We start from the raw sequence: 25,227 nt of genomic DNA on the forward strand, positions 1-25,227 counted from the left end.
GGTTTGAATTTGATTTTCGAAGAGTATAAACATTAAAAGCGTAAAAAGAGGTAGTACTATGTTAAAATTTCCAAAGGATTTTGTCTGGGGTTCCTCAACTTCTGGGCCGCAAACAGAAGGACGAGTACCTGGTGACGGCAAGGGAGATAATCTCTGGGATTATTGGTATCAAGTAGAACCAAATCGTTACTACAATGGCATTGGACCTGATAAGACATCAACCTTCTATGAAAACTGGGAAAAAGATATCGAACTATTGTTAGAAACAGGGCATACAGCCTTTCGAACTTCTATCCAGTGGTCTCGTATTTTCCCACAGGGACGTGGGGAAGTCAACCCTCAAGGTGTGGCTTTCTATCGCCAGGTATTTGAAGCCGTTAAGGCCAAGGGGATTCGCCTCTTAGTCAATCTCTATCACTTTGACCTGCCTTTTGCCCTTCAAGAAGATGGGGATGGTTGGGAAAATAAGGCAACTATTAAGGCTTATGAAGACTATGCTCGTTTCTGTTTTGAAACCTACGGAGACTTGGTTGACCAGTGGATTACCTTCAATGAACCAATCGTTCCTGTAGAGTTTGGCTATTTTTATGATGCCCATTATCCTCACAAGGTAGATGCTAAAGCGGCAGTTAAGGTTGCCTATCATACCCAGCTAGCCAGCACTCTTGCAGTTAAGGCTTGTCATGAAATCTTACCAGACTCTAAGATTGGGATCGTCCTCAACTTGACACCAGCCTATCCACGTAGCCAGCATCCTGCCGAAGTCAAGGCTGCTCGTATTGCCGACCTCTTTCAGGCACAATCTTTCCTAGATCCGTCTGTTTTAGGAGCTTATCCAGAAGAGTTGGTGGAAATTTTGGCTGAGCATGACTTGTTACCAGAATACACAGCCGAAGAGTTGGAACTCATTCGCGAGCATACGGTTGACTTCCTAGGAGTCAACTACTACCAACCTTTGCGTGTCATGGCGCCGCGTTTTGCTAAGCATCCTGACAGCCCACTCTTGCCAGAGCATTTCTATGAACCTTACGTCATGCCAGGTCGTAAGATCAATCCACACCGCGGTTGGGAAATCTACGAGCAAGGGATTTATGACATTGCCCAAAACATCAAGGAAAACTACGGTAATATTGAGTGGATGCTGACAGAGAATGGGATGGGCGTTGAAGGTGAGGATAAATTCCGGGAGAATGGCATGATTCAGGATGATTACCGTATTGACTTTGTCAAAGGTCACCTGCGTGAGCTCCATCGTGCTATCGAAGACGGTGCCAACTGTAAAGGCTACTTGATCTGGACCTTTATTGATTGCTGGTCATGGCTCAACAGCTACAAAAACCGTTATGGTTTAGTCGAGCTTGACCTTGAAACGCAAGAACGCCGTCTGAAAAAATCAGGCCACTGGTTCAAAAAACTCAGTGACAATAATGGATTTTAAGAATAAGAAGAGTGAGATGATTTTCATCTCATTTTTTCTTATAGAATCATCACCAAGCTCTCACCATCATAGAAGAGAATGTTACAAGAGATATAGATGGTATCGTCCTTACAACGATTTACCCTCACCTCTCACCAATTTAAATGGCCACACAAGGAACTAAAAATGTCTACTTAATCAAGGCCTTTTCTAATGAGTAAATTCGTTGCAACTATAATTGACTAGTGATAAAATACCTAGATAACTAAAAATTAAACGGGGAAATCCGTATGGTAGAACTAGGAATTTCAACATTTGGCGAAACAACAGCCTTAGAGGGGACAGGACAAGTTTACAGTCATGATGAACGAATCCGTCAGTTGGTGGCAGAAATTGAGATGGCTGACAAGGTTGGATTGGATGTGTACGGCATTGGGGAGCATCATCGGGAGGACTTTGCGGTATCAGCGCCAGAGATTGTCCTTGCAGCTGGTGCGGTGAATACCAAGAAGATTCGTTTGACCAGTGCTGTCAGTATCCTCTCAAGTATGGATCCCATCCGTTTGTTCCAACAATATGCGACCATCGACGCCCTTTCAAACGGTCGTGCAGAGATTATGGCTGGGCGTGGTTCATTCACCGAGTCCTTTCCACTGTTTGGATATGACTTGAAAGACTATGAAGCCCTCTTTGATGAAAAATTGGACCTGCTCCAGCTAGCAAATGAAAACACCAAGGTGAACTGGCGTGGAGAATTGACCCAAAGCATTGCTGGAAAAGAAGTATATCCACGTCCAGTTCAGGAAAAATTGCCATTGTGGGTGGCGACAGGTGGTCATGTAGAGTCAACAGTGAAGATTGCTAAAGCAGGTTTGCCGATTGTCTATGCGATTATCGGTGGCAATCCTCACTATTTTAAAAAGTTGATTCAGGCTTATCGTGAGATTGGAAGTGAATCTGGTCATGCTGACAAAGACCTGAAAGTGGGCGCTCATTCTTGGGGCTGGATTGCTGAAGATGGTGAGCAGGCAGTGAAAGATTATTTCCATCCGACCAAGCAAGTGGTAGATGCGATTTCCAAAGACCGACCACACTGGCAGGAGATGACCTATGAGCAATATTTGGAGCAAGTTGGGCCCAATGGTGCTATGTTTGTGGGGACCCCAGACCAGGTAGCAGAAAAGTTGATCCGCATGATTGAAGATTTAGACTTGGATCGCTTTATGTTGCACCTACCACTTGGTTCTATGCCACATGATCAAGTTCTTAGAGATATTGAACTTTTTGGAACGCAAGTCGCACCAAAAGTGCGTGCTTACTTTGCCATGAAAGAAGGGTTATAAAAAAATTCAATCAAATTGATAAAAAATCTATATACCCGTCTGATTTTTAAAAAACTAGAAATAAAAGAAACTCTGGAAAGCTAATAAAAACAAGCTTTTCAGAGTTTTTTTATATATGAGATAAGTGAATTAATCTTTGTTTGAAAATAAAGATACTCCCTAGATGAGACTAGCTTATAACAAGCCCACAAAAAGCATCAAGGCTGATAAGCCAATAAAAGCTAGGGTTGCTAGACCACGTTGGCCTGGGCTGTATATCTTTCGTTCGCCTAGAACTGGGAAGACGATAGCTAGTAATGCGCCACCGACAGCTCCACCTACGTGTCCAGCAAGGCTGATGCCAGGCATTAAAATACTTCCTACTAGGTTGATGACCAAGAGGGAGAGGTAAGATTGACCAAGCTGTTGAAGATAGGGGTTGCGTGAGGCATAACGGAGAACGACAATAGAAGCGAACATGCCGTAGAGGGCAGTTGAAGCACCCGCGGTAATAGCATTAGGGCTAAAAACGAGGACAAAGAGATTTCCCATCATACCTGATAAAAGGTAGATAAAGAAAAACTGTTTGGAGCCAAAGATTTGCTCCATCTGACGTCCCAAGAAGTAAAGGGACAGCATATTGACTAAAAAGTGCTCCAAGCCAATGTGAACAAAGGTTGCCGTGAATAGGCGCCAGATTTGTTCAGGCATGGCCTTAATTGCTGGGGGATAAACAGCTCCGAATTTATACAAGGTAGCTGCGCTTGTGTAATTGAAACCACTGGTTAGAAACATGAGTATAAAAACCAGGGTGGTCACGAGAAGAAAGAAGCTCGTGACAGGATACCGACGATCAAAAATTTCTTTCATAGATGAGTACCTCCTCAACGGGAATATCATGTGGATCAGGATGGAAATCCTGAATCTGACAAGGATAAAGTGTACTAATGGTGTGACCAGAAAAATGCTCCAAGTAACGGTCGTAGTAGCCACCACCGTAGCCAATCCGATATCTAGAAGGATTGAAAGCCAAACCAGGAACATGAATCAGGTCAATCTGAGAGGATTCAAGGATTGTGAAGTCTCCTTGAGGTTCAAGAAGTCCAAAAGAATTTCTTTCGAGTTTCTCTGGTTCATAGAGCACAAAGTCCATTTTCCCATGTGGATAAGTTTTGGGAATGAGAATAGTCTTCCCATCTTTTTGAGCTTGTTCAATGAGCTCAGCTGTTTGAAATTCATGAGGAAAAGACAGGTAAGTGACGATGGTTTTTGCTTCCTTATATAAGGGATGTAGAAGTAGTTGCTCAGTCAACCAAGTGTCCATGACTTCCTTTTCTTCGGCTGATAGAGATTTGAGTTCTTGCAAGACCTGCTTGCGTAAGTTTTTTTTCATCGTTTACTCCGCAGCTTTCTTGGCTAAAAAGCTTGATACAGCCTCGACTCCAATTGCCAGAGCTTCTTCCTTAGGACTCATCTTTGGATGGTGAAGAGCATAGGGACTATCAATTCCAAGCCAGAACATGACGCCAGGAACCTTTGATAGAAGATACCCAAAGTCTTCCCCTGTCATGGCGGGTTCGATATCGATTAGTTCAATTCCCTCTTTTTCATCAAAGAAGGTCATCAATTCCCGGGCTAATTTAGGGTTGTTTTCGACAGGTAGGTAGCCTCCCTGCTTGAGTTCAACTTCCACATCCATATCAAAAGCAGCTGCGACCCCTTCAGCGATAGCTTTGACACGTTTTTGCACCAAGAGGCTCATGCTGTGTGTAAGAGCTCGAATCGTTCCATGTAAGAAGGCTGTATCAGCGATGACATTGTTAGTTGTCCCAGCTTGAAAAACACCGAAAGTGACGACAGCTCCCTCGATAGGATCGACATTACGGCTGACGACTGACTGGACTTGGGTCACAAAATAGCTAGCTGCAACCAGAGCATCGTTTGCTTGATGTGGAAAGGCAGCGTGTCCGCCTTTACCCTTAAAGCGAATCTTGACCTCGCATGTTCCAGCAAAGAGTGTATGGGTATTGGTCGCAATCTGTCCAACTTTTAGGTCTGGACGAACATGGAGTCCATAGAATTGGTCAGGTAACCAGTCGCCAAAAGCACTATCTTCATACATGAGCATGCCACCTGCTTCATTTTCTTCTGCAGGTTGAAAGAGAAAGAGGAGATTGTTTTTGGGTTGGTTTTCTAAAGCACGTTCGAGACTTCCTAGGGCAATGGTCATGTGAAAATCGTGTCCACAAGCATGCATGCGGTCTGGGTGCTGAGAGGCAAAAGGAAGGCCTGTTTGTTCAACGATTGGGAGTCCGTCGATGTCTGTCCGCCAGCCAATGGTACGTTCTGGCTGACTTCCCTGCAAGTAAACTAAAATACCTGTTCGCCAAGTACGAATCTGAACAAAATCCTTACCAGCCGTTAATGTTTCAATGACATTGAGTAAATAAGCTTGAGTCTTGAATTCTTCTAAACCAATCTCGGGAATTTGGTGAAGATCGCGTCGAGTTTGAATCAAATCTAACATAGTTAATTTCCTTCTATTGATACGAGAAAGAGGCTGGAAAAGTTTCCGCCTCTTTTACTAATTACAAGGTGCGAAGCGCATCTTCTAGCGCTGTTTTTTGTTGAGTTTGGCTATCGATTTCTTTGATAACACGAGCTGGAACGCCTGCTACCACAACATTTTCTGGAACATCTTGAGTGACGATGGCTCCTGCTGCAACAACAGAACCGCTACCGATTTGAACACCTTCGATAACCACAGCGTTAGCACCGATGAGAACATTGTCACCGACACGAACAGGCTCAGCACTAGCTGGCTCGATAACGCCTGCAAGAACAGCACCTGCACCAACGTGGCTATTTTTACCGACAATAGCGCGTCCGCCAAGGATAGCTCCCATATCAATCATAGTGCCAGCACCGATTTCAGCACCGATATTGATAACAGCTCCCATCATGATAACAGCATTGTCACCAATCTCAACTTGGTCACGGATGATAGCGCCTGGCTCGATACGTGCATTGATATCACGTTTATCAAGGAGAGGTACAGCCGAGTTGCGAGCGTCTTGTTCAACAACATAGTCTTTGTTTTCTGTAAGTCCTTCAAGAAGTGGAGCGATATCTTTCCAGTCTCCAAAGAGAACATTTCCAAGCTTGATAACAGAAGCAGGGATAGCTCCGGCAAGTTGTCCCTCAAAGGTCACTTTTACACTTGTCTTTTTCTCAGCATTTGCGATAAATTGGATAATTTCTTGTGCATTCATTTTTGTAGCAGTCATAGGTGTCTCCTCACTCTTTGTAATGCTTACTATTCTACCAAAAAAGGCTTCAATTTTGAAGCCTTAAGTGTTAAAAGAAGGTGTTTAATTCTTGGATTTAGATTCTTCGATGGACAAGAAAACCATAGGAACGATAATCAAAATCATGGCTAGTACCAAGAAACCATCCAGAACCATGCCAAGGAAAAGGACACTGAGGATAGCAGAGGATAGAGGTTCGCTTGCGCTAACGACCGACACCACCAATGGGGAAACGAGAGAGACGGCCTTCATCGATAGGAAAAAGGCAAAGGCAGTTCCCAAAAAGGCAATAGTCAAACAAACACAGATACTGATGGCATCAACCTGGAAGCTAATCTTATAAACGGGGTAGAGAAAATTACTAAAAAGTCCAGCGATAATCATTCCCCAGCCAACAGTAGGCACAAAACCGTATTTTTTAGCAAAGCGTTGGGGTAAGATGACATTGAACATGACACCTAGTGCACTGAGAAGTCCTGTCAGTAAAGCAAGTGGTGTAATTGATAATTTGGATAGATCTCCTTTGGTAGCCATCAAAAAGACCCCAACCATAGTGACCAAGACATAAAAAATAGCACTTTTAGAAGCTTTTTTCTTGTAGATGATGCGATTGTAAAAGAGGATAAAGACAGGACTGATAAATTGTAGGATGGTTGCCGTTGTAGCGTTGGAGTACTCCACACAGAGATAGAAGAAATACTGAACGGAGAAGATCCCTAAGATGGCATAGGCGAGAAAAGGAAGGTAATTGTTTCGATTTCTCCAGATCTCGAAGAGCTGGGACCGGAGTTTTATACTAGATAAGACGATTACGAAACTACCAGCGACGAGTAGACGCATAGAAGTAATCCACCCTGAAGATACTTGATAATGTGAAAAAAAGTACTCTCCTAAAATTCCGCAGATCCCCCAGATCAAGCCAGATAGGAGAGAATAAATGGTTCCCTTAAAAATATTCTTTTGATATTTATTCATGTTGCTATTGTACCATGAAACGAAGAAAGAAAAAAGAGAGTGGAGAAAATCATTTCTTTCCCACTCTCAATGATTGTGCTAGTTAGCGCCGTTGATTGCTACTTCTGTTATTGGAACTAGAGCGACTATTATTGTTCCCGTTACTATTAGAAGTATTATTACGATTATTGTTGTTATTATTGTTGTTATTGTTATTGTTATTGTTATTGTTATTGTTATTGTTTGATGAGGAAGAAGATACTTTTGGCAGACTTCCTAAAATGGTGTTCCAAGCATTTTGGTAGTCAGAATCGCTTCCACCAATAGCGAATTTATAAGTGGTAGTCGGCGCGCCAGCTTGGTTAGCCCAGTAGCTAGTCACCGTTTCTCCGCTTAGATTAATTTCTTTCCCATTGATAGTCACCTTTCCTGGCTTTTGACCAGTTGATTTGAGGACTTGTGATGAAGTGACACTTGAATCGAGTTTGAAACGTTCTGAACCCCAAGCAGAGGGAGATGCTTGCTGGATGGCATTTACCAGATGAGCCATGTATTTTGCATTGCGGTAGTATGCTCCCTGGGCTAGAGGGCTGTTATCATCATGTCCAACCCAACCTCCAAGGGTTAATCTTGGAGTAGAGACCATTAGCCACATATCCCCTTCTTCATTGGTTGTACCAGTTTTTCCGATCCAGTCAGCACCTGCTAGACTGGAATTGATAGAAGTCAGATCCGTTTGGAAACTTGTAGTGACTCGAGATGAAAGCACATCTCTTAGCAAACTCTGCATAATGGTTGCAGTAGCTTTAGAGTAAACTTGGATGGGTTTAGCCTGATGTTCATAGAGAACCTCACCACTCGTTTTCTCAATTTTTGAGATCATGTATTTCTTATGATAGGTACCATTGTTAGCTAGCGTTTGGTAGCCATTGGTGTGCTGGGCTACAGTAACTTCAATTCCTCCTCCCATTGGAAGACTTTCAATGCCATATTCTGGGATTTCATAGCCCATTTTTTCCATATAAGAACGGACGTCAACCCCTTTTTCACGGAGCATTCTGTAGGTCCAGTAGGCTGGGATGTTCCAAGAATAGTTCAGAGCTTCTTTAAGGTCTATCATGGCTGTTCCAGGACTGTTGACATGCATGATCGGAGTTCCGTTAGAGAAGTTTGTTGGATAGTTTGAGAGGATGCTAGCACTTCCCATAAGCCCTTGGTCGATAGCAATACCGTAGGCCAAGAGTGGCTTGGTAGTGGAGGCAGGGGAACGTTTGGTATCGAAGGCGTGATTGTTTTGATTGGTCTGATAATCTCGCCCACCTACAAAACCTAAAATCGCCCCAGTTTTATTGTCCATCAAGACATTCCCAACTTCAGGTTGACCCGAGCTATCATTTAGAAGGTATCCGTAGTTTGTTACGGCATTTTGCATAGCAGTATGAATCGTTTTATCGATGGTAGTTGTAATTCGGTAACCACCGTTTTGGATTTCTTTTTCAGCCAATTCTTGATAAGATTTTCGGATCGATTCGTTCTGTAGTTCTTGGTCAGAAACATTGTCCTTTTGCACCAAATAATCATACATAATCTTGGTAGCCTCATCGAGTGCAGTGAAGTAGAGGAAGCCTTTAGAGGTAACGCTAGCATTTTCTGCTGGCAAGAAATCTTGCTTAATGTCATAAGCCTTGTAGGTTTCATAGTCTTCCTGGCTGAGGACTCCTGTTCGATACATATTGTAGAGAACATCTTTTGAGCGCTTAATACCGAGTTCAATATCTTCCTCGCTCTTCATCTCACCAGTAGACTCGTAAGGTGAGTAGGAAATAGGGCTTTGTGGTAAACCTGCTAGGAAAGCCGCTTGAGGGATGGTCAGTTTGCTTGCCTCCACACCAAAAATCCCTTTGGCAGCCTGTTGAGCCCCTGCTATATTTTGACCTTTATTGTTACGACCAAAAGGAGCGACGTTGAGATAGGTTGTTAGGATTTCGTCCTTGCTCATGGCTCTTTCTAAGGCCAAGGCGTCAACGATTTCACTGGCTTTACGGGCAAGCGTAGGAGCATCACCAACTACTTGTTGTTTGATGAGCTGTTGTGTTAGGGTAGATCCTCCACTGGAAGAACCAAGTCCGATGAATTTTCCTAGACTGGCACGAATAACCGCTTTAGGAACGACACCGTTGTGCTCTGCAAAGTGTTCATCCTCGGTTGCAACGATAGCTTGCTTGAGGTTATCTGAAATGGCATCTGATGATACAGATGTGCGAAGTAGATCGCTTTCGATAGCGCTAATCATGGAACCATCTGCATAGCGGATTTCAGAGATGGATGAAATATTATTGACCTGCTTGATCAAATCTTCTGTTTGAGGGACACTAACTTGATCAAAGAGAGAAACAGCATACCCCAAGGCAACCCCTGTTCCAAGGAGACCGCCAATAAAAGCTAGGATAAAAAGTGTGTTAAAAGTTGCCTTTATTCCAAGTAAAATTTTTGCAAATAAAGTCCAGATATCGAATGGTGTTTGCGTTTGCTTTTTCTTCTTAGAATTTTTTCCACTCTTTTTCTTTGTATTCATTTTAGAAATTGTTAATTTTAGAGACCCAAGTAAGGCCAGTCCTTTTTCTTTAAATTCTAACAATTTATTCTTCATTTCTTTCCTCACTTCTTATTATTATACCATAAAAGCAATTATTGCAAGAATTTAGGCTTAGACAAGATTTGTAGGTGTTTAGGCAGTAAAAAAACCAGGAACATTTTGAACCTGGTTTCATCAATTATTTTTCTCCTGAAAGTTCTTTTCCAAGATCAATCAAGTAGTCTTTCAAGTGATCTTGGACTTGAGGATGTTTGAGGGCGTACTCGATGGATGTCTTCATAAATCCAAACTTGTCCCCGACGTCATAACGAGAGCCTTTAAATTCGCGAGCAAATACACGCTGAGTTTTGTTAAGTGTATCGATAGCGTCTGTTAGTTGGATTTCATTTCCGGCACCTGGTTTTTGATTTTCAAGAATACCGAAAATTTCAGGTGTGAGAAGGTAACGACCGATGATGGCTAAATCACTTGGTGCATCCTCAGGTGCTGGTTTTTCAACGAAGGTTTCAACACTGTAAAGTCCATCTTTTCCTTCGCCTTGAGGGGCGATGACACCATAGGCAGAAACTTCATCATGTGGGACAGGCATTACGGCGATAGTAGAGGCATGAGTTTCCTCGTAATCATTCATGAGTTGCTTGGTCAATGGAACAGCGTTATCATCTGTGATATCCATGAGGTCATCTCCAAGCATAACTACAAAAGGTTCGTTCCCGACGAAAGCTTTGGCTTGTAAAACTGCATCTCCGAGGCCACGTGGATGTGTTTGACGGATGAAGTGAAGACGCATACCAGTTGTTTCGTCAACTAGTCTCAAAAGATCAGTTTTTCCTTTTTCCTTGAGGTTGTATTCCAATTCGAAGTTTGAGTCGAAATGGTCTTCGATAGAGCGTTTTGACTTCCCTGTTACAACTAGAATGTCCTCAATTCCAGATTTGAGAGCTTCTTCAACGATGAACTGGATTGTTGGTTTATCCACGATTGGCAACATTTCTTTGGCCAAGGCTTTGGTTGCTGGCAGGAAACGAGTTCCAAGTCCTGCAGCAGGGATAACAGCTTTTCTAACTTTTTGCTTCATGAGCATCCTTTCTAACGGTGATTATGACCACTCGTTTTCCGCTTTGAACTCAGTACTCATGAGTTCAGCAACGGCATCCTTAATATTAACATTTTCATAAATAACTTGGTAGATGGCTTGGGTGATTGGCATATAAACTCCAAGTTCTTGTGCCAATTCGTAAGCAGCTTTGGTTGTTGAAATTCCTTCAATGACCATTCCCATATTTGCTTCGATATCTGCCAAGGCTTCACCACGACCAAGAGCATCTCCAGCTCGCCAGTTACGTGAGTGGACAGATGTTCCGGTAACAATCAAATCCCCAACCCCAGAAAGTCCACTGTAAGTCAACGGATTTGCTCCAAGTTTAACACCCAGACGAGTGATTTCTGCAAGTCCGCGCGTGATAATCGCTGCCTTTGCATTGTCTCCAAAGCCAAGTCCATGAAGGGCTCCTGCTCCAACAGCGATGATGTTTTTAAGAGCACCAGCTGTTTCCACTCCAATCACATCTGTATTGGTATAAAGACGGAAGTAGTGATTACTAAAGAGTGTCTGAACATACTGAGCTGTTTGTAAATCTTTAGAAGCAGCAGTAATCAAAGTAATGTCACGTACAATCGTTTCTTCTGCATGGCTAGGACCAGATACAACTACAATCTCACTACGCAACTCTTCAGGGATTTCTTCTTCTAGAATGGTTGAAAGACGTTTGTGACTATTGGGCTCGAGACCTTTTGAAGCATGCATGACCACCACTTTATGATCCAAAACAGCAGCCACTTGTTGAGCTACCAATCTGGTCACCTTAGTAGGCACCACAAACAAGACAGCATCAACACCCTTCAAGGCTTCTGCCAAATCATGATAGGCCACAATTTTATCGTCTAATACAGTATCCTTAAAATAGCGTTTGTTAGTATGTTGTGTATTAATTTCATCAATTTGGTCAGGAATATTTCCCCAGATACGCACTTCGTGTCCGTTGTCGTTAAGAACTTGTGACAGTGCAGTACCCCAAGAACCAGGCCCTAAAACAGCGATGGTTTGTTTGTTCATATTTTCCTCCTTCTGAGAAAGCACTTTCCTATATTCTACCATAAAAAGGACTATCATGCATCTATATTATTTAATAAGAGATTTTTATAAGGATATTTATGCATATAGGAAAGAAATTGAAAAATAGACAGTAAAATAGTCGAGTATTCATAGGTCAAAACGATAAAAAACACGAAAAGAGAAACAATATTTTTTCTAAAAATGGTATAATAGGAGCATCACGAAAATTGGAGAGACAGCATGAGTTTTTACAATCATAAAGAAATCGAGCCTAAGTGGCAAAAATACTGGGCTGACCATCATACTTTTAAGACAGGAACAGATGCTTCAAAACCTAAGTTTTATGCACTCGACATGTTCCCTTATCCATCTGGAGCAGGTCTTCACGTAGGACACCCAGAAGGTTATACAGCGACTGATATCCTCAGCCGTTTCAAACGTGCGCAAGGTTACAACGTCCTTCACCCAATGGGATGGGATGCTTTTGGTTTGCCTGCAGAGCAATACGCTATGGATACAGGGAATGACCCAGCGGAATTCACAGCAGAAAACATTGCCAACTTCAAACGCCAAATCAATGCGCTTGGATTCTCTTACGACTGGGACCGTGAAGTTAATACAACAGATCCAAACTACTACAAGTGGACTCAATGGATTTTCACTAAGCTTTACGAAAAAGGCTTGGCTTATGAAGCAGAAGTGCCAGTAAACTGGGTTGAGGAACTAGGAACAGCTATCGCCAACGAAGAAGTCCTCCCTGACGGAACCTCTGAGCGTGGTGGCTATCCAGTTGTCCGCAAACCAATGCGCCAATGGATGCTTAAAATCACTGCCTATGCGGAACGTTTGCTCAATGACTTGGACGACCTTGACTGGCCAGAGTCTATCAAGGACATGCAACGCAACTGGATTGGGAAATCAACTGGTGCCAATGTCACTTTCAAAGTAAAAGGAACAGACAAGGAATTCACAGTCTTTACCACTCGTCCAGATACTCTTTTTGGTGCGACCTTCACTGTTTTGGCTCCTGAGCATGAACTAGTAGATGCCATCACAACACCTGAACAAGCTGAGGCTGTAGCTGACTACAAACACCAAGCCAGCCTTAAATCAGACTTGGCTCGTACAGACCTTGCTAAGGAAAAAACAGGGGTTTGGACTGGTGCTTATGCCATCAACCCTGTCAATGGTAAAGAAATCCCAATCTGGATTGCCGACTATGTTCTTGCCAGCTACGGAACAGGTGCCGTCATGGCCGTACCTGCCCACGATGAGCGTGACTGGGAATTTGCAAAACAGTTTGGTCTTCCAATCGTAGAAGTCTTGGAAGGTGGAAATGTAGCAGAAGCTGCTTACACAGAAGATGGCCTTCACGTCAACTCAGACTTCCTAGATGGACTCAACAAAGAAGAAGCGATTGCCAAGATTGTAGCTTGGTTGGAAGAAAAAGGTTGTGGTCAAGAGAAAGTTACCTACCGTCTCCGTGACTGGCTCTTTAGCCGTCAACGTTACTGGGGTGAACCAATCCCAATCATTCATTGGGAAGATGGAACTTCGACAGCCGTTCCAGAAAGTGAATTGCCACTTGTCTTGCCAGTAACCAAGGACATCCGCCCTTCAGGTACTGGTGAAAGTCCACTAGCTAACTTGACAGACTGGCTAGAAGTGACTCGTGAAGATGGTGTTAAAGGTCGTCGTGAAACCAACACTATGCCACAATGGGCTGGTTCAAGCTGGTACTACCTTCGCTATATCGACCCACACAACACAGAGAAATTGGCTGATGAGGACCTCCTCAAGCAATGGTTGCCAGTGGATATCTACGTGGGTGGTGCAGAACACGCTGTTCTTCACTTACTCTACGCTCGTTTCTGGCATAAATTCCTCTATGATATCGGTGTCGTTCCAACCAAAGAACCATTCCAAAAACTCTTTAACCAAGGAATGATTTTGGGAACAAGCTACCGTGACCACCGTGGGGCTCTTGTGGCGACTGACAAGGTTGAAAAACGTGATGGTTCCTTCTTCCATGTGGAAACAGGGGAAGAATTGGAGCAAGCACCAGCTAAGATGTCGAAATCCCTCAAGAACGTGGTCAATCCAGACGATGTGGTGGAACAATACGGTGCTGATACCCTTCGTGTTTATGAAATGTTCATGGGACCACTCGATGCTTCAATCGCTTGGTCAGAAGAAGGTCTGGAAGGAAGTCGTAAGTTCCTTGACCGTGTTTACCGTTTGATCACAAGTAAAGAAATCGTTGCGGAAAACAATGGCGCTCTTGACAAGGTTTATAACGAAACGGTTAAATCTGTTACTGAGCAAATCGAGTCGATGAAGTTCAACACAGCCATTGCCCAACTCATGGTCTTTGTCAACGCTGCTAATAAGGAAGACAAACTATATGTGGATTACGCTAAAGGCTTTATCCAATTGATCGCCCCATTTGCACCTCACTTGGCAGAAGAACTCTGGCAAACAGTCGCAGCAACAGGTGAGTCTATCTCTTACGTAGCTTGGCCAACATGGGACGAAAGCAAATTGGTTGAAGACGAAGTCGAAATCGTCGTCCAAATCAAAGGAAAAGTCCGTGCTAAATTGATGGTAGCCAAAGACCTTTCTCGCGAAGAGTTGCAAGAAGTAGCTCTTGCTAACGAAAAAGTCAAAGCAGAGATCGACGGCAAAGAAATCGTGAAAGTGATTAGTGTACCTAACAAGCTTGTAAATATTGTTGTGAAATAACCAATTTATTTGCTCATTTGTAACCTCCAACAGTTCCCCAAACTGTTGGAGTCAACTAAACTCGTCAATATCGTTGTTAGATAAGAAATGAATCCTTCAGAGTAGAATCTGAAGGATTTTTTGTAGATTACCTGTGAGATGTGATATACTATTCACATCTTTAAACTTATAAGAGTGAGATAAGGAGAAAACTATGCCAGTAAATGAATACGGTCAGATGATTGGTGAACCTGTAGATGATACACCTGGAGTTTTGCCTTCACTTGTACGGATAGAAGGGCGATATACGATTATAGAAGCTCTATCGGTGGAAAAGCATGCAGAGGATTTATTAGCTGTCTATGGCCCAGATAGCCCTCGTGACATGTGGACCTACCTCTTTCAGGAGCCAGTGGCAGATATGGCGGAACTGGTTAGTCTTTTAAATCAGATGTTGGCTCGTAAGGATCGCTTTTACTATGCGATTATAGACAAGGAAACTTGCAAGACCTTGGGAACTTTTTCGCTCATGCGTATTGACCAAGCCAATCGCACCATTGAAGTTGGCGCGGTGACCTTTTCTCCGGCTCTCAAACAGACCAGGATGGGAACAGAAGCTCACTATTTGCTAGCTCGCTATGTTTTTGAAGAACTCCACTATCGTCGCTACGAGTGGAAGTGCGACGCCCTCAATCTTCCATCTAGAAAAGCAGCAGAACGTTTGGGCTTTGTCTATGAAGGAACCTTCCGCCAAGCTGTTATCTATAAAGGTCGCACCAGAGATACGGATTGGATGTCTATGATTGATAAGGACTGGCCAAAGGTTAAAGCTCGTTTGGAAACATGGTTGGCTCCTAAAAACTTTGATAAAAATGGGCAGCAGATAAAATCGCTTAGGCAATGTTAGAAAGGTTCTACTATGATAAAATTTACAAAAGAATCCTCTGTTTCAATTGATGACGTTTTACATCTCTATCAGGCAGTTGGTTGGACAAACTATACCAATCAGCCACAGCTGTTGGAGCAGGCCTTGTTTCATTCGTTAGCGACTTATCTTGCGCGTGATGGTGAGGAAATCGTTGGTTTAGTGCGTCTGGTTGGAGACGGTTTTTCATCCGTTTTTGTCCAGGATTTGATTGTTTTGCCTAGCTATCAGCGCCAAGGGATTGGAAGTTCTATGATGAAAGAAGCCTTGGCTGACTATAAGGATGCCTACCAAATACAACTAGCGACTGAACAGACAGAAAAAACATTGGGTTTTTACCGTTCTCTGGGGTTTGAAACCTTATCTACTTACGATTGTACAGGAATGATTTGGGTGAATCGAAAAAATTTAAAATAATTTTTTTCACTTAAGCTAACTTTAAGTATTCTCTTGTATCATGTAATCATTAAATAAAGACCTCCTAACTTTATTTAATAGAAATCCTAAACTTTTCTTTTTCATAATAATCTCCCTAAAGAAGCCACCCAATCAGGTGGCTTTTTTTATGTTCAAATGCAGAAGTTTTAAGGTAGAATTGACCACATAATCATCCATTTCGACCACATAGCACCAAACTATATTTTTTCTTTTTCCTTTTTGTTAAACTGAAGGTGTAAAAAGGAGGAAGGAAATATGATTTTACAAGCAAAAGGCCTCACTAAGAACTATGGAGACCATACAGCAGTAAAAGATATAAATTTAGAGTTTAAAAAAGGAAGTTTTAACGCAATCTTAGGACCTAATGGGGCTGGTAAATCGACCACGATTTCAATGTTAATCGGACTTAAACGAGCAACTAATGGTCAAATCATCTATGCGCCCAATACTAGGATTGGAGTTGTTTTTCAAGCAAGTGTATTGGATGAAAAGTTGACGGTCAAAGAAAACCTAGCCATTCGTGCCCAGCAGTATAAGGGGATTAAAGGTGGTCGTGTGGAAGATTTAATCAATCAACTAGGGTTGACTGCTTTTCAGAAACAACTTTATGGAACTTTATCAGGAGGACAGAAACGTCGAGTTGACATTGCTCGGGCTCTCCTATCCAATCCCGATATTTTATTTCTAGATGAGCCTACGACTGGACTAGATATTCAGACTCGCAAATCCATTTGGGATTTATTGTATCGTCTACAAAGAGATGAAGGGATGACTATTATCTTAACGACTCATTATCTGGATGAAGCAGATGAGGCAGATCAACTTTATATTATAGATCATGGAAAGGTTATTGCCCAAGGTTCTGCTGCTGAAATTAAAAGTGAGTACGCTTCCAATCTTTTAAAAATTTGTTTTAAAGACAAGCAGGTGGAGAAATTCTTACCTAAAAATATGCCTGTGGAAAAGGAAAATGAGTTTGAGTATAGTCTTTATCCTAAGAGCCAATTGGAAGCTATTGATTATTTGACCCAAGTTCGTGAGAAGATTGCTAGCTTTGAATTTCGTCCAGGAACTATGGATGATGCCTTCATAGCCCTTACAGGAAGAGAGGTGCGCTAATGTTAGCCTTATTAAAACGTGATTTTTTGTTGTATTTTCGTAATCGTTCAGGAGTCTTTTTCTCATTACTGGGAGCTTTGATTTCCTTTCTACTCTATATCATTTTTTTGCAGAAAAATTTGATGGATGCCTGGTCCCAACTTCCTGATAATAAGAGCCTTTTAAATAACTGGCTGATGGGTGGAACCTTGGCTGTGACTGGGATTACAACCAGTTTTACAGCTTTGACCCAGATGGTACAAGACCGTGAAAATCAAGTGGATCAGGATCTCTTTTTGACAGACTTAGGGAGCTGGGGCTTGCAACTGTCTTATCTTATTAGTAGCCTTATCATTTCATTTGTTATGCAAGCCTTTATGCTTATTGTTATGAGCCTTTATTTTCAAGAAATTCCAGCTATGAGTAAGCTATTTGAAATAAGTTTAATCATGCTGCTAAGTAGTCTCCTTTCAACATTGGTAAATGTACTCTTGATTTATCATTTCCAGTCAGTAGATAGTCTGGGTAAATTGGCTACCATTGTAGGTACAGCTTCAGGATTTTTAGTAGGAACTTATGTACCAATGGGAATTCTTCCTAACTTCGCTCAAGTTCTCATGAAGTGCACACCGGCTACCTATCTTGCTTCTCTCTATAGACAGGTCTTAATGAAGGAGCAATTAGAAACTACATTTATGGGGAATAGTAGCTTATTAGAAGAGTTTCAAGAAAAATTAGGAATCCGGCTTAACTGGCAGAACCTTTTAACAAAGGAAGAAACATACTTAATAGTGGTGAGTATCTGCCTCCTAACTTTTCTGCTTTGGCTGGTAGTAGTTAAAATCTCTAGCAAAAAAATAAAAATTATAGGTTAAGTTAACTTTAAGTTTACTCATGTATTATGTAATCATTAAGTAAAGACCTCCTAACTTTATTTAATAGAAATCCTAAACTTTTCTTTTTCATAATAATCTCCCTAAAGAAGCCACCAAATCAGGTGGCTTTTTTGTTTGTAGGCTGGATTTTTGCTATAATAGGAACATGAGTAGAATTTTAGATAATGAAATCATGGGTGATGAGGAGTTGGTAGAACGTACCCTCCGTCCCCAATATTTACGTGAATATATCGGACAAGACAAGGTCAAGGATCAGCTTCAAATCTTTATCGAGGCAGCAAAAATGCGTGATGAGGCGCTGGATCATGTTCTTTTATTTGGCCCTCCAGGTCTCGGGAAAACAACCATGGCTTTTGTCATTGCCAATGAATTGGGAGTTAATCTCAAGCAGACGTCTGGTCCCGTTATCGAAAAAGCCGGTGATTTGGTAGCGATTTTGAATGACTTGGAGCCAGGAGATGTTCTTTTTATTGATGAGATTCATCGCTTGCCCATGTCGGTAGAAGAGGTGCTATACAGTGCCATGGAAGACTTCTACATTGACATCATGATTGGTGCAGGAGAAGCTAGCCGTAGTGTCCATCTAGATTTGCCACCATTTACCTTGATTGGGGCAACGACACGAGCTGGGATGCTTTCAAATCCTCTTCGTGCCCGTTTTGGGATTACAGGTCACATGGAATACTATACCCATGCTGACTTGACAGAGATTGTCGAGCGGACGGCAGATATCTTTGAGATGGAAATCACTCATGAAGCTGCATCTGAGTTAGCTTTACGCAGTCGTGGAACTCCTCGTATTGCTAATCGTCTTCTCAAGCGCGTGCGTGACTTTGCCCAGATTATGGGTGATGGCTTGATTGATGATGTCATTACGGATAAGGCCTTGACTATGCTGGATGTAGACCATGAAGGTTTGGACTATGTAGACCAGAAAATCCTTCGCACCATGATTGAGATGTACGGTGGGGGTCCTGTCGGTCTAGGAACTCTTTCTGTGAATATCGCTGAAGAGCGTGAGACGGTAGAAGATATGTATGAACCTTACTTAATCCAGAAAGGCTTTATCATGCGAACTCGTTCAGGACGGGTCGCGACAGCCAAGGCTTATGAGCATTTGGGGTATGAATATATTGAAAAATGAGACTGAAATTTTAGACTCTTTTAGGGAAAATTCTGACATGATGGCTATTTTGACTATCATCCGTGACCTGGAGTTGAAAGATTCCTGGTTAGCAGCTGGTTCAGTTCGAAATTTTATCTGGAATCTCTTGTCAGAGAAACCAGCTTTTGACCGTGAAACGGATGTGGACGTCATTTTCTTTGACCCAGAGGTGAGTTATGAAGAAACGCTGGCTATAGAAAGTAAGTTGAGAGAGGATTTTCCCCAGTATCAATGGGAGTTGAAAAATCAAGCCTATATGCATCAGCATAGTCCCCATACGGAACCGTATGTGAATTCCTGTGACGCTATGAGTAAATATCCCGAACGTTGTACGGCGATAGGACTTCGCTTGCAAGCTGACGCAACTTTAGAGCTCTTTGCGCCTTATGGTTTGGAGGATGTTTTGAACTTTCAGGTTTCTCCAACTCCCCATTTTTTAGAAAATGATGACCGGATGAAGCTTTATCAACAGCGATTATCTAAGAAAAATTGGCGAGAAAAATGGAAAAATCTCACATTTAAAAATACTTAAGGAAACTTTAAGATAGGAGCTGTATACTTATCTCATAAGTTAAGAAGAACTTAACTTTAACTCCTAAAACTTTTTCATAATAATCTCCCTATAAAAATTAAGTCGCCCAATCAGGCGGCTTTTTTTGATGGATCGAAAAAGCGCTATATCCGTATATAATTTTTCGAAATATATTATTTATGTCTGTAAAACAATTTATAACTTAGTATTTCTAAAAAATACGAATCTTATAATACATTATGTTCTACATGTATAGAAAGTGACTCTGGTGGTTAGTATTAATATATATTTTTGTTAAAATGTTTGGACAATAGGGATTAGAGTGTGCTATAATAAAGTGTTTAAGAAAACAACCCTATCCGAATTTTTAAACAAAATAACATCGGTTAATATATTTAACTAAAGGCTAGAGCTTTAAATTGAAGACTGATTTTAAGTTTAATTATTTTGATAGTTTGTTTTTTAGAAAAAATGAACTTAAGGAGAAATTTCATGTTTTTTAGACGTCAAGAAGGACGGTATAGAGAAACTGATCGTGTTACCCGATATAAGTTGATCAAGTCGGGTAAACATTGGTTGCGCGCCTCAACGTCACTATTTGGCTTGTTTAAAGTTTTACGTGGTGGTATTGATACAGCCCAAGTTACGACTGAAGTGGTAGAAGATCGTGTGTCTACCTCTCTAACTGGACTAGATATCCTCAAGGGGATAGCCGCTGCAGGGGCGGTGGTTGGTGGTGGAGTTGCCACTCACACGCAAGTCCATGCCAATGAACAGGTTGCTGTTGAGAAGGTGGTTGATGGAACTGACAACTTAGTCACTTCTGACCAAGCTGTCTTGGGAACTGTAAAGAAAGATGATGAGCAACAAACTTCTGTTTCAACATCGAACTCTATCAGTGAGAGTCTCTCAATCTCTGCTTCTACAAGTGCCTCGATTTCGGCCTCAACAAGTGCATCAGAGTCCGTAAGTGCTTCAACCTCAGCTAGCACTAGTGCCAGTGTATCATCTTCAACTTCTGCTAGTACTTCGGCTTCATTGAGTGATTCGACATCAACATCGGCTAGTGCTTCGACTGTTGCAGACAGTTCCCTCTCTGATGCTTCGCATGTAGAAGGTTCACAGACGGCTACTAGCGAAGATGCTATCAGTAATGACGGAGCATCCGGAGCTACAGTCAAGGCTAGCGATGTTCAGGTCAACCCTAGCCTTTCTAGTGCTCTGTCAACTGCAGAAAACTTCACAAGTCAAAACGCGAGTCTGACAGCTACGACAACAACCACTCTTGCTGCAAGCACAGATGCTGTTTCAAGTGCTAAGAAGACAGAAGAAAATCGTAAAAAACTTGCGAAACTATCAGCTGAAATGGGTGAATATCTAGCTAAAGCTGCTGGTCTACCAAATACCGATTCAGCTATCACTAAGGTGAATGCTGCTGTAGTAGAGATTGAAAAAGCACTTGCAGATCTAACTGGTGATTTGACAGCAGTTGTGCAAAGGGCAACTTCGGCTCGCAATTCCATCGTGAATGCTGTGACACGTGCAAATTCAGGTCAACGTGATAGCCGTAATGGACAGGCAATGCCGACAGGGGAAAATCTCAGAGGTTTTGCACCTGTAACGCTAAATCAGCAGACGACAGCTGAACTTAGACAGGGAACGTTTGTAAGTGGAAGTCGTGAGGTTAGTTGGCGCATCGATATGCATGCTCAAAGTGCACTGAACTATGCGGGTCTGATTGCACAAGTAGATCCAAATACAACCATCACTCGAGTTCTCTTTAATGGAGAACCAATGGAGAAACGTGGTGGTTCTGGGAACGAATACGTCTTTAACAAGCGCCATGATTTGAATAGAAACCTAGATGCAACTATTTGGATCTATGCAACGGTGAATAACAATTCTAGTGAAGCTACTTTGGATGCGCAAGTAGCTACAAGTAGTCGACCATTCGATAGTGCAGCTACTGCTGGTAACTATACAAGGGTTATGCATGGAACGGTTGCTACTGGTGCAGGTCAAAGAGCGATTGATAAGGCACCGACTGTTACTGTTACTCCCAATTATGTTGAAGTATACAACGATGAAGTTGTAGGAGGAGCCAGCGGTGTTTCATTTGACATGAGGGATGATAAAGGATTGATAGGTGTATTGGGTTCTCCAGATAATACTCATATCAATGGATTGACCATGAGTCGAACGAATGTAGGGAATCAGGGATTTAGACCCTACTATTCTGACAGACGAAACCCTACTCAACATACCTCAGTTATAAGTGGAACACTTGGTCGTGAGAACGGATGGAATCCAATGACTCCTGGTGTTTACAATCTTGATTTCAAAGTATTTGACACTGCTCAACAAACTACGGTAGGTCGTTTGACGCTTAATATCAAAGGTTTCAACGAGCGTAACAATCCTGTAAGTGGCGATACTGTTACAGTTAATAACCCATCTAAGCTGAGTGCTACTGAGAAAGCTCAAATCCTTGAAAACTTCAAGAGCAAAAATGCTACTATCCTTTCAGGCGCGGACTACGTGAAGGGTTCTGAAGGTGGTCATGAAATTACGGTGTCTGATACTGGTGAAATCACCATCACTTATCGTGATAACACTGTGGATTACGTTCAAGCAAGTGTAAGAGCGGAAACGGAAGTACCTGTACCTGCTGTTACAGTGACGCGTGATGGTCAGACTATCCCAGCAACTCCAAGTCCAGTTGCTAGTCGTGGAGATGAACATATCGTCTATGCTGGTGACGACTTCACTGTTAAATTTACAGCGACTGATAATAGTGGTAAACTGAAAGAGTTCAAGATTGTACCGAAAGCAGATGGGACCCAACCAGGATTGAGAGATAACTTCTTTGAAGATCCTAAATATGGTACAGGAACTGTAGGACTCTTGACAGGAGATATCACAGCTACACCAACAAATCCTGCAACTATCACAGTCAATGCTCATCTCAAAGATGACTTGCAATATAGTTCAGGTAATACTTGGCAACGGAATGCAGTTGCAACGGACCAAGTAGGAAATGTCAACGGAACGGTTGGAACTGGTAACGTCCGTATCACCCAAGGACAACTTAAAGACCGACTTGCAGTGATTAATCCTGAACTTACACCAGTTGCAGATAAGAGTAACTTGACTGAACCTGAAAAGACAGCTGTCAAGAATGCTATCTACGCTAAGAATAATCAGACAACTCACCGTATCAAAGACATTGAAGTTGCAAACGATGGTACTGCGAAGATTCTTTATAAGGATTTGACAAGCAATACTCTTCCTCAGTCAGTAACTGTTAATGAACGTCCAAAACTGGTCATTCCATATGACAGACCAGATGTCAAAGAAATCGATATCTATCGTGGTGAGCCTACTAACCTAACCTTTAGTGCGACAGATGATTCTGGGGAAATTTCCTCTTTGAAGTTTGAAACACAAGGTACAGCTGATAATGCTAATGGTACAAACTACGCAGGATATACTGGAATTAATCGTTCAAATCCAATTACTAGCTTAACTAACGAGTCAAATGCAACTATTACCATCACTGGCACGCTTGATAAAAGTATCCCGGCGGGCAAATCATTTGAACGCTATTTGATAGCGACGGATGACCGTGGCGTTACAGATAGTGTTCATATGAAGAATGGTGTTGCTGACAATGGTTATGTCAAGTTTGTAATCAAGAATCAGACTGATAAATATAACGCTGTAGCTAAAGCGCCGACAGTATATACTTATGTAGGCGAAACTGCTAGCGATTTATCAAATGCTGCCAACTTTGTTCAGCTTGATGGTGGGAAGCAATTACCACAAGGTGCTACTGTTGCTTGGAAGACACCAATTGACACAACTAACTCTGGGGATAATAAAAAAGCTGTAGCGACAGTTACGTACGCAGATGGATCTACAGATGATGTTACTGTTACTTACAGTACCATGACTACAATCAAGCCTAAAGCTCCGATTAATGATATCCAAGGAACAACTCCTCACAATGGTGATGGTTCAAACTGGCTTGACTATGTGTATAAGTCGGGAGATGCTTGGTTCCCAGGCGGATCTAGTCAAACATGGGCTAGTGAAGATGGAACGCGCTTGACAGCTGCTCCGATCAGTACGACAGAAGCAGGGCAACAACGACTTAAATTCACCTTTACATATCCAAAAGGACGTTTAGGTGAGACTGATAGTGCGAAATTGCTTAGCAAGACTGTAGATGTTATTCATAATGTTTATAAGTTTGAGACTAATCGTTCTTATATCTTTACACAAAACAAAACAGACGATCCTAATTATCAACATGTAGCAGCAAATCCAAAAGATTCTATCACCAAAGTGACAGGAAGTCCTGATTATGATGTGAATAAGACTAACTTTACTTGGGTTGATGGTGCTCCAGATCTTTCACAAGTGGGACGATTTACAAAAGATGTGGAAGTTGAACTACCTGTTGATGGTACTGGAGTACGTGTAAAACAGCGCGTTCCAATCACTTATACGGTTAACCCACAAGCGCCAGCTATCTCAGTTGATTCTACTAATGAAACAGGTGGTTTGCCAAATCGTTCGATCGTTGTTACAAATGTAACACCTGGAGCTCTTGTAACCTTGACTCTAGCTGGACATACATTTACTAAGACAGCTAAAGACAACGAATCAAGCGTTACCTTTGAACCTGCTGATCTGAAAAAAGCTTACGACGGCAACAATGGTCTTCTTCCAACAGGTGATGTAACGGCTAAATCTACAGTTGATGGTCTGAATTCAGAAGTAACGACAGGAACAATCACTCCAGAACGTGTAAAACCAACGATTACCTATACTGTTACAGTAAATGGTAAAGAACCAACTAAAGATAGTAGAGGTCGCTATTTGTTCTATGCTGGAGATAATATCCAGATTACTTATACAGGTAAAGATAATAGTGGTAAATTAGTCACACTGAAGGTCTATGGTAATAGAAAAGACTTGACGGACTTCTTCGAAAATAGACCTGAATGGGGAACTGGTCCCATAACAAACATTATCAATACCTTAACAAATGATGACCAAACTACCTTCACCATTAATGCGGTTGCTAATAAAGATCTTGCGTGGAAATCAGGAAACACCTGGGGACGTTGGCTAACTGCTACAGATCCAAGTGGAAACACTGTTGACGTTGGAGAAATTCGAATTCAACAAGATCAGTTGCAGAATTTGTTTAAGAAGCCTGCTATTGATGTGACTGAAGTCAAGGATAAAAATCACTTAACGGATACTGATAAGGAAAAAGTTCGCGAAGAAATCAGAAAAGCTCACGATAAGGTTGTTCCAAACGGTCGCGATCGTATTTCTAGCATTGACGTAAGTGATGACGGTATTGCAACAGTCTACTATAAAGACAATGCTAAAGTGTCATCTGGTAGTCAACCATATCCACCAACTGTCTATAGTCAAGATGAAACTGTTTCAGATAAGAAATATCGTTCTGAATCAGCTTCAACAAGTGCATCAGTGTCAGCCTCAACCAGCGCATCAGTAAGTGCAATGACTAGCGCAAGTACATCAGCTTCAACAAGCGAAAGTACATCAGCAAGTACGTCAGCCTCAACCAGCGCAAGCACATCAGCAAGCACGTCGACTTCAACAAGTGCAAGTACATCTGCTAGCACATCGGCATCAACGAGCGCAAGCACGTCAGCAAGCACGTCGGCTTCAACAAGTGCATCGACATCAGCGTCTGAG

18 protein-coding genes are annotated in these 25,227 nt (G+C 42.1%); 10 read left to right on the forward strand and 8 right to left on the reverse strand.

Translation table 11 applies throughout. The annotated features are described in order from the left end of the window. Positions 1-58: 58 nt before the first annotated feature. Positions 59-1,438: a glycoside hydrolase family 1 protein gene (locus HMPREF2619_RS08500; protein ID WP_070460716.1), complete on the forward strand. Its 1,380-nt coding sequence runs from the start codon at positions 59-61 to the stop codon at positions 1,436-1,438. A gap of 269 nt (positions 1,439-1,707) precedes the next feature. Next, complete coding sequence (locus HMPREF2619_RS08505) at positions 1,708-2,760, forward strand: LLM class flavin-dependent oxidoreductase (protein WP_070460718.1); 1,053 nt, start codon at positions 1,708-1,710, stop codon at positions 2,758-2,760. A 174-nt stretch (positions 2,761-2,934) separates the two neighbouring features. On the opposite strand, the gene HMPREF2619_RS08510 is transcribed toward HMPREF2619_RS08505, so the two are convergent. The 8 genes from HMPREF2619_RS08510 to HMPREF2619_RS08545 all read right to left on the reverse strand — a co-directional run bounded on the left by HMPREF2619_RS08510 (position 2,935) and on the right by HMPREF2619_RS08545 (position 11,713). Further along, the gene (locus HMPREF2619_RS08510; protein WP_070460719.1) at positions 2,935-3,609 is read right to left on the reverse strand and encodes a rhomboid family intramembrane serine protease; all 675 of its coding nucleotides are present in this window, start codon (positions 3,607-3,609) and stop codon (positions 2,935-2,937) included. Beyond that, positions 3,593-4,132, reverse strand: a complete 540-nt coding sequence (locus HMPREF2619_RS08515; RefSeq protein WP_070460721.1) for a 5-formyltetrahydrofolate cyclo-ligase — start codon at positions 4,130-4,132, stop codon at positions 3,593-3,595. The genes HMPREF2619_RS08510 and HMPREF2619_RS08515 overlap by 17 nt, the downstream gene beginning before the upstream one ends. A gap of 3 nt (positions 4,133-4,135) precedes the next feature. Next, a complete protein-coding gene (locus tag HMPREF2619_RS08520) occupies positions 4,136-5,266 on the reverse strand; it encodes an N-acetyldiaminopimelate deacetylase (RefSeq protein WP_070460723.1) in 1,131 nt (376 codons plus the stop codon). Between the two features lie 61 nt (positions 5,267-5,327). Continuing rightward, positions 5,328-6,026 (reverse strand): 2,3,4,5-tetrahydropyridine-2,6-dicarboxylate N-acetyltransferase, encoded by a 699-nt coding sequence (gene dapD, locus HMPREF2619_RS08525; protein WP_045762757.1) that lies wholly within the window; start codon positions 6,024-6,026, stop codon positions 5,328-5,330. Between the two features lie 84 nt (positions 6,027-6,110). Continuing rightward, on the reverse strand, positions 6,111-7,022 hold the full coding sequence (locus tag HMPREF2619_RS08530) for a DMT family transporter (RefSeq protein ID WP_070460725.1): 912 nt from the start codon (positions 7,020-7,022) through the stop codon (positions 6,111-6,113). A gap of 82 nt (positions 7,023-7,104) precedes the next feature. Continuing rightward, positions 7,105-9,651 (reverse strand): penicillin-binding protein PBP1B, encoded by a 2,547-nt coding sequence (gene pbp1b, locus HMPREF2619_RS08535; protein ID WP_070460727.1) that lies wholly within the window; start codon positions 9,649-9,651, stop codon positions 7,105-7,107. A 124-nt stretch (positions 9,652-9,775) separates the two neighbouring features. Next, positions 9,776-10,675, reverse strand: a complete 900-nt coding sequence (gene galU, locus HMPREF2619_RS08540; RefSeq protein ID WP_070460729.1) for a UTP--glucose-1-phosphate uridylyltransferase GalU — start codon at positions 10,673-10,675, stop codon at positions 9,776-9,778. A gap of 21 nt (positions 10,676-10,696) precedes the next feature. Then, positions 10,697-11,713, reverse strand: coding sequence for an NAD(P)H-dependent glycerol-3-phosphate dehydrogenase (locus HMPREF2619_RS08545; protein ID WP_070460731.1), 1,017 nt, complete (start codon positions 11,711-11,713; stop codon positions 10,697-10,699). A gap of 240 nt (positions 11,714-11,953) precedes the next feature. Between HMPREF2619_RS08545 and leuS the strand changes: the two genes are divergently transcribed. The 8 genes from leuS to HMPREF2619_RS11680 form a co-directional block, all read left to right on the forward strand. Further along, the gene (leuS, locus tag HMPREF2619_RS08550; protein ID WP_070460734.1) at positions 11,954-14,455 is read left to right on the forward strand and encodes a leucine--tRNA ligase; all 2,502 of its coding nucleotides are present in this window, start codon (positions 11,954-11,956) and stop codon (positions 14,453-14,455) included. Positions 14,456-14,648: 193 nt separating this feature from the next. Beyond that, positions 14,649-15,341, forward strand: coding sequence for a GNAT family N-acetyltransferase (locus HMPREF2619_RS08555; RefSeq protein ID WP_070460736.1), 693 nt, complete (start codon positions 14,649-14,651; stop codon positions 15,339-15,341). 12 nt (positions 15,342-15,353) lie between these two features. After that, positions 15,354-15,776: a GNAT family N-acetyltransferase gene (locus tag HMPREF2619_RS08560; protein ID WP_070460738.1), complete on the forward strand. Its 423-nt coding sequence runs from the start codon at positions 15,354-15,356 to the stop codon at positions 15,774-15,776. A 276-nt stretch (positions 15,777-16,052) separates the two neighbouring features. Then, complete coding sequence (locus tag HMPREF2619_RS08565; RefSeq protein WP_060955161.1) at positions 16,053-16,916, forward strand: ABC transporter ATP-binding protein; 864 nt, start codon at positions 16,053-16,055, stop codon at positions 16,914-16,916. Further along, entirely contained in the window at positions 16,916-17,770 is an 855-nt protein-coding gene (locus HMPREF2619_RS08570; RefSeq protein ID WP_060955162.1) for an ABC transporter permease, read from the forward strand. Before HMPREF2619_RS08565 ends, HMPREF2619_RS08570 begins: the two co-directional genes overlap by 1 nt. 166 nt (positions 17,771-17,936) lie before the next feature. Next, positions 17,937-18,935, forward strand: coding sequence for a Holliday junction branch migration DNA helicase RuvB (gene ruvB, locus HMPREF2619_RS08575; RefSeq protein WP_006153029.1), 999 nt, complete (start codon positions 17,937-17,939; stop codon positions 18,933-18,935). Next, the gene (locus HMPREF2619_RS08580) at positions 18,916-19,488 is read left to right on the forward strand and encodes a nucleotidyltransferase family protein (RefSeq protein WP_070460740.1); all 573 of its coding nucleotides are present in this window, start codon (positions 18,916-18,918) and stop codon (positions 19,486-19,488) included. The genes ruvB and HMPREF2619_RS08580 overlap by 20 nt, the downstream gene beginning before the upstream one ends. Positions 19,489-19,980: 492 nt before the next feature. Beyond that, positions 19,981-25,227, forward strand: a 5,247-nt coding sequence (locus HMPREF2619_RS11680) for an accessory Sec-dependent serine-rich glycoprotein adhesin (protein WP_186821503.1), incomplete at its 3' end; no start/stop codon positions are given.

This window comes from Streptococcus sp. HMSC074B11, assembly GCF_001808705.1.
Lineage (GTDB): Bacteria > Bacillota > Bacilli > Lactobacillales > Streptococcaceae > Streptococcus.

What these genes read in the sequence shown, in the direction of transcription:
- HMPREF2619_RS08520 (WP_070460723.1), bottom strand. Translation starts at nt 5,266, where the DNA reads ATGTTAGATTTGATTCAAACTCGACGCGATCTTCACCAAATTCCCGAG.
- HMPREF2619_RS08505 (WP_070460718.1), top strand. Translation starts at nt 1,708, where the DNA reads ATGGTAGAACTAGGAATTTCAACATTTGGCGAAACAACAGCCTTAGAG.
- HMPREF2619_RS08530 (WP_070460725.1), bottom strand. Translation starts at nt 7,022, where the DNA reads ATGAATAAATATCAAAAGAATATTTTTAAGGGAACCATTTATTCTCTC.
- dapD (WP_045762757.1), bottom strand. Translation starts at nt 6,026, where the DNA reads ATGACTGCTACAAAAATGAATGCACAAGAAATTATCCAATTTATCGCA.
- HMPREF2619_RS08565 (WP_060955161.1), top strand. Translation starts at nt 16,053, where the DNA reads ATGATTTTACAAGCAAAAGGCCTCACTAAGAACTATGGAGACCATACA.
- HMPREF2619_RS08560 (WP_070460738.1), top strand. Translation starts at nt 15,354, where the DNA reads ATGATAAAATTTACAAAAGAATCCTCTGTTTCAATTGATGACGTTTTA.
- HMPREF2619_RS08510 (WP_070460719.1), bottom strand. Translation starts at nt 3,609, where the DNA reads ATGAAAGAAATTTTTGATCGTCGGTATCCTGTCACGAGCTTCTTTCTT.
- leuS (WP_070460734.1), top strand. Translation starts at nt 11,954, where the DNA reads ATGAGTTTTTACAATCATAAAGAAATCGAGCCTAAGTGGCAAAAATAC.
- HMPREF2619_RS08570 (WP_060955162.1), top strand. Translation starts at nt 16,916, where the DNA reads ATGTTAGCCTTATTAAAACGTGATTTTTTGTTGTATTTTCGTAATCGT.
- HMPREF2619_RS08580 (WP_070460740.1), top strand. Translation starts at nt 18,916, where the DNA reads ATGAATATATTGAAAAATGAGACTGAAATTTTAGACTCTTTTAGGGAA.
- HMPREF2619_RS08545 (WP_070460731.1), bottom strand. Translation starts at nt 11,713, where the DNA reads ATGAACAAACAAACCATCGCTGTTTTAGGGCCTGGTTCTTGGGGTACT.
- HMPREF2619_RS08500 (WP_070460716.1), top strand. Translation starts at nt 59, where the DNA reads ATGTTAAAATTTCCAAAGGATTTTGTCTGGGGTTCCTCAACTTCTGGG.
- HMPREF2619_RS08555 (WP_070460736.1), top strand. Translation starts at nt 14,649, where the DNA reads ATGCCAGTAAATGAATACGGTCAGATGATTGGTGAACCTGTAGATGAT.
- ruvB (WP_006153029.1), top strand. Translation starts at nt 17,937, where the DNA reads ATGAGTAGAATTTTAGATAATGAAATCATGGGTGATGAGGAGTTGGTA.
- HMPREF2619_RS08515 (WP_070460721.1), bottom strand. Translation starts at nt 4,132, where the DNA reads ATGAAAAAAAACTTACGCAAGCAGGTCTTGCAAGAACTCAAATCTCTA.
- galU (WP_070460729.1), bottom strand. Translation starts at nt 10,675, where the DNA reads ATGAAGCAAAAAGTTAGAAAAGCTGTTATCCCTGCTGCAGGACTTGGA.
- pbp1b (WP_070460727.1), bottom strand. Translation starts at nt 9,651, where the DNA reads ATGAAGAATAAATTGTTAGAATTTAAAGAAAAAGGACTGGCCTTACTT.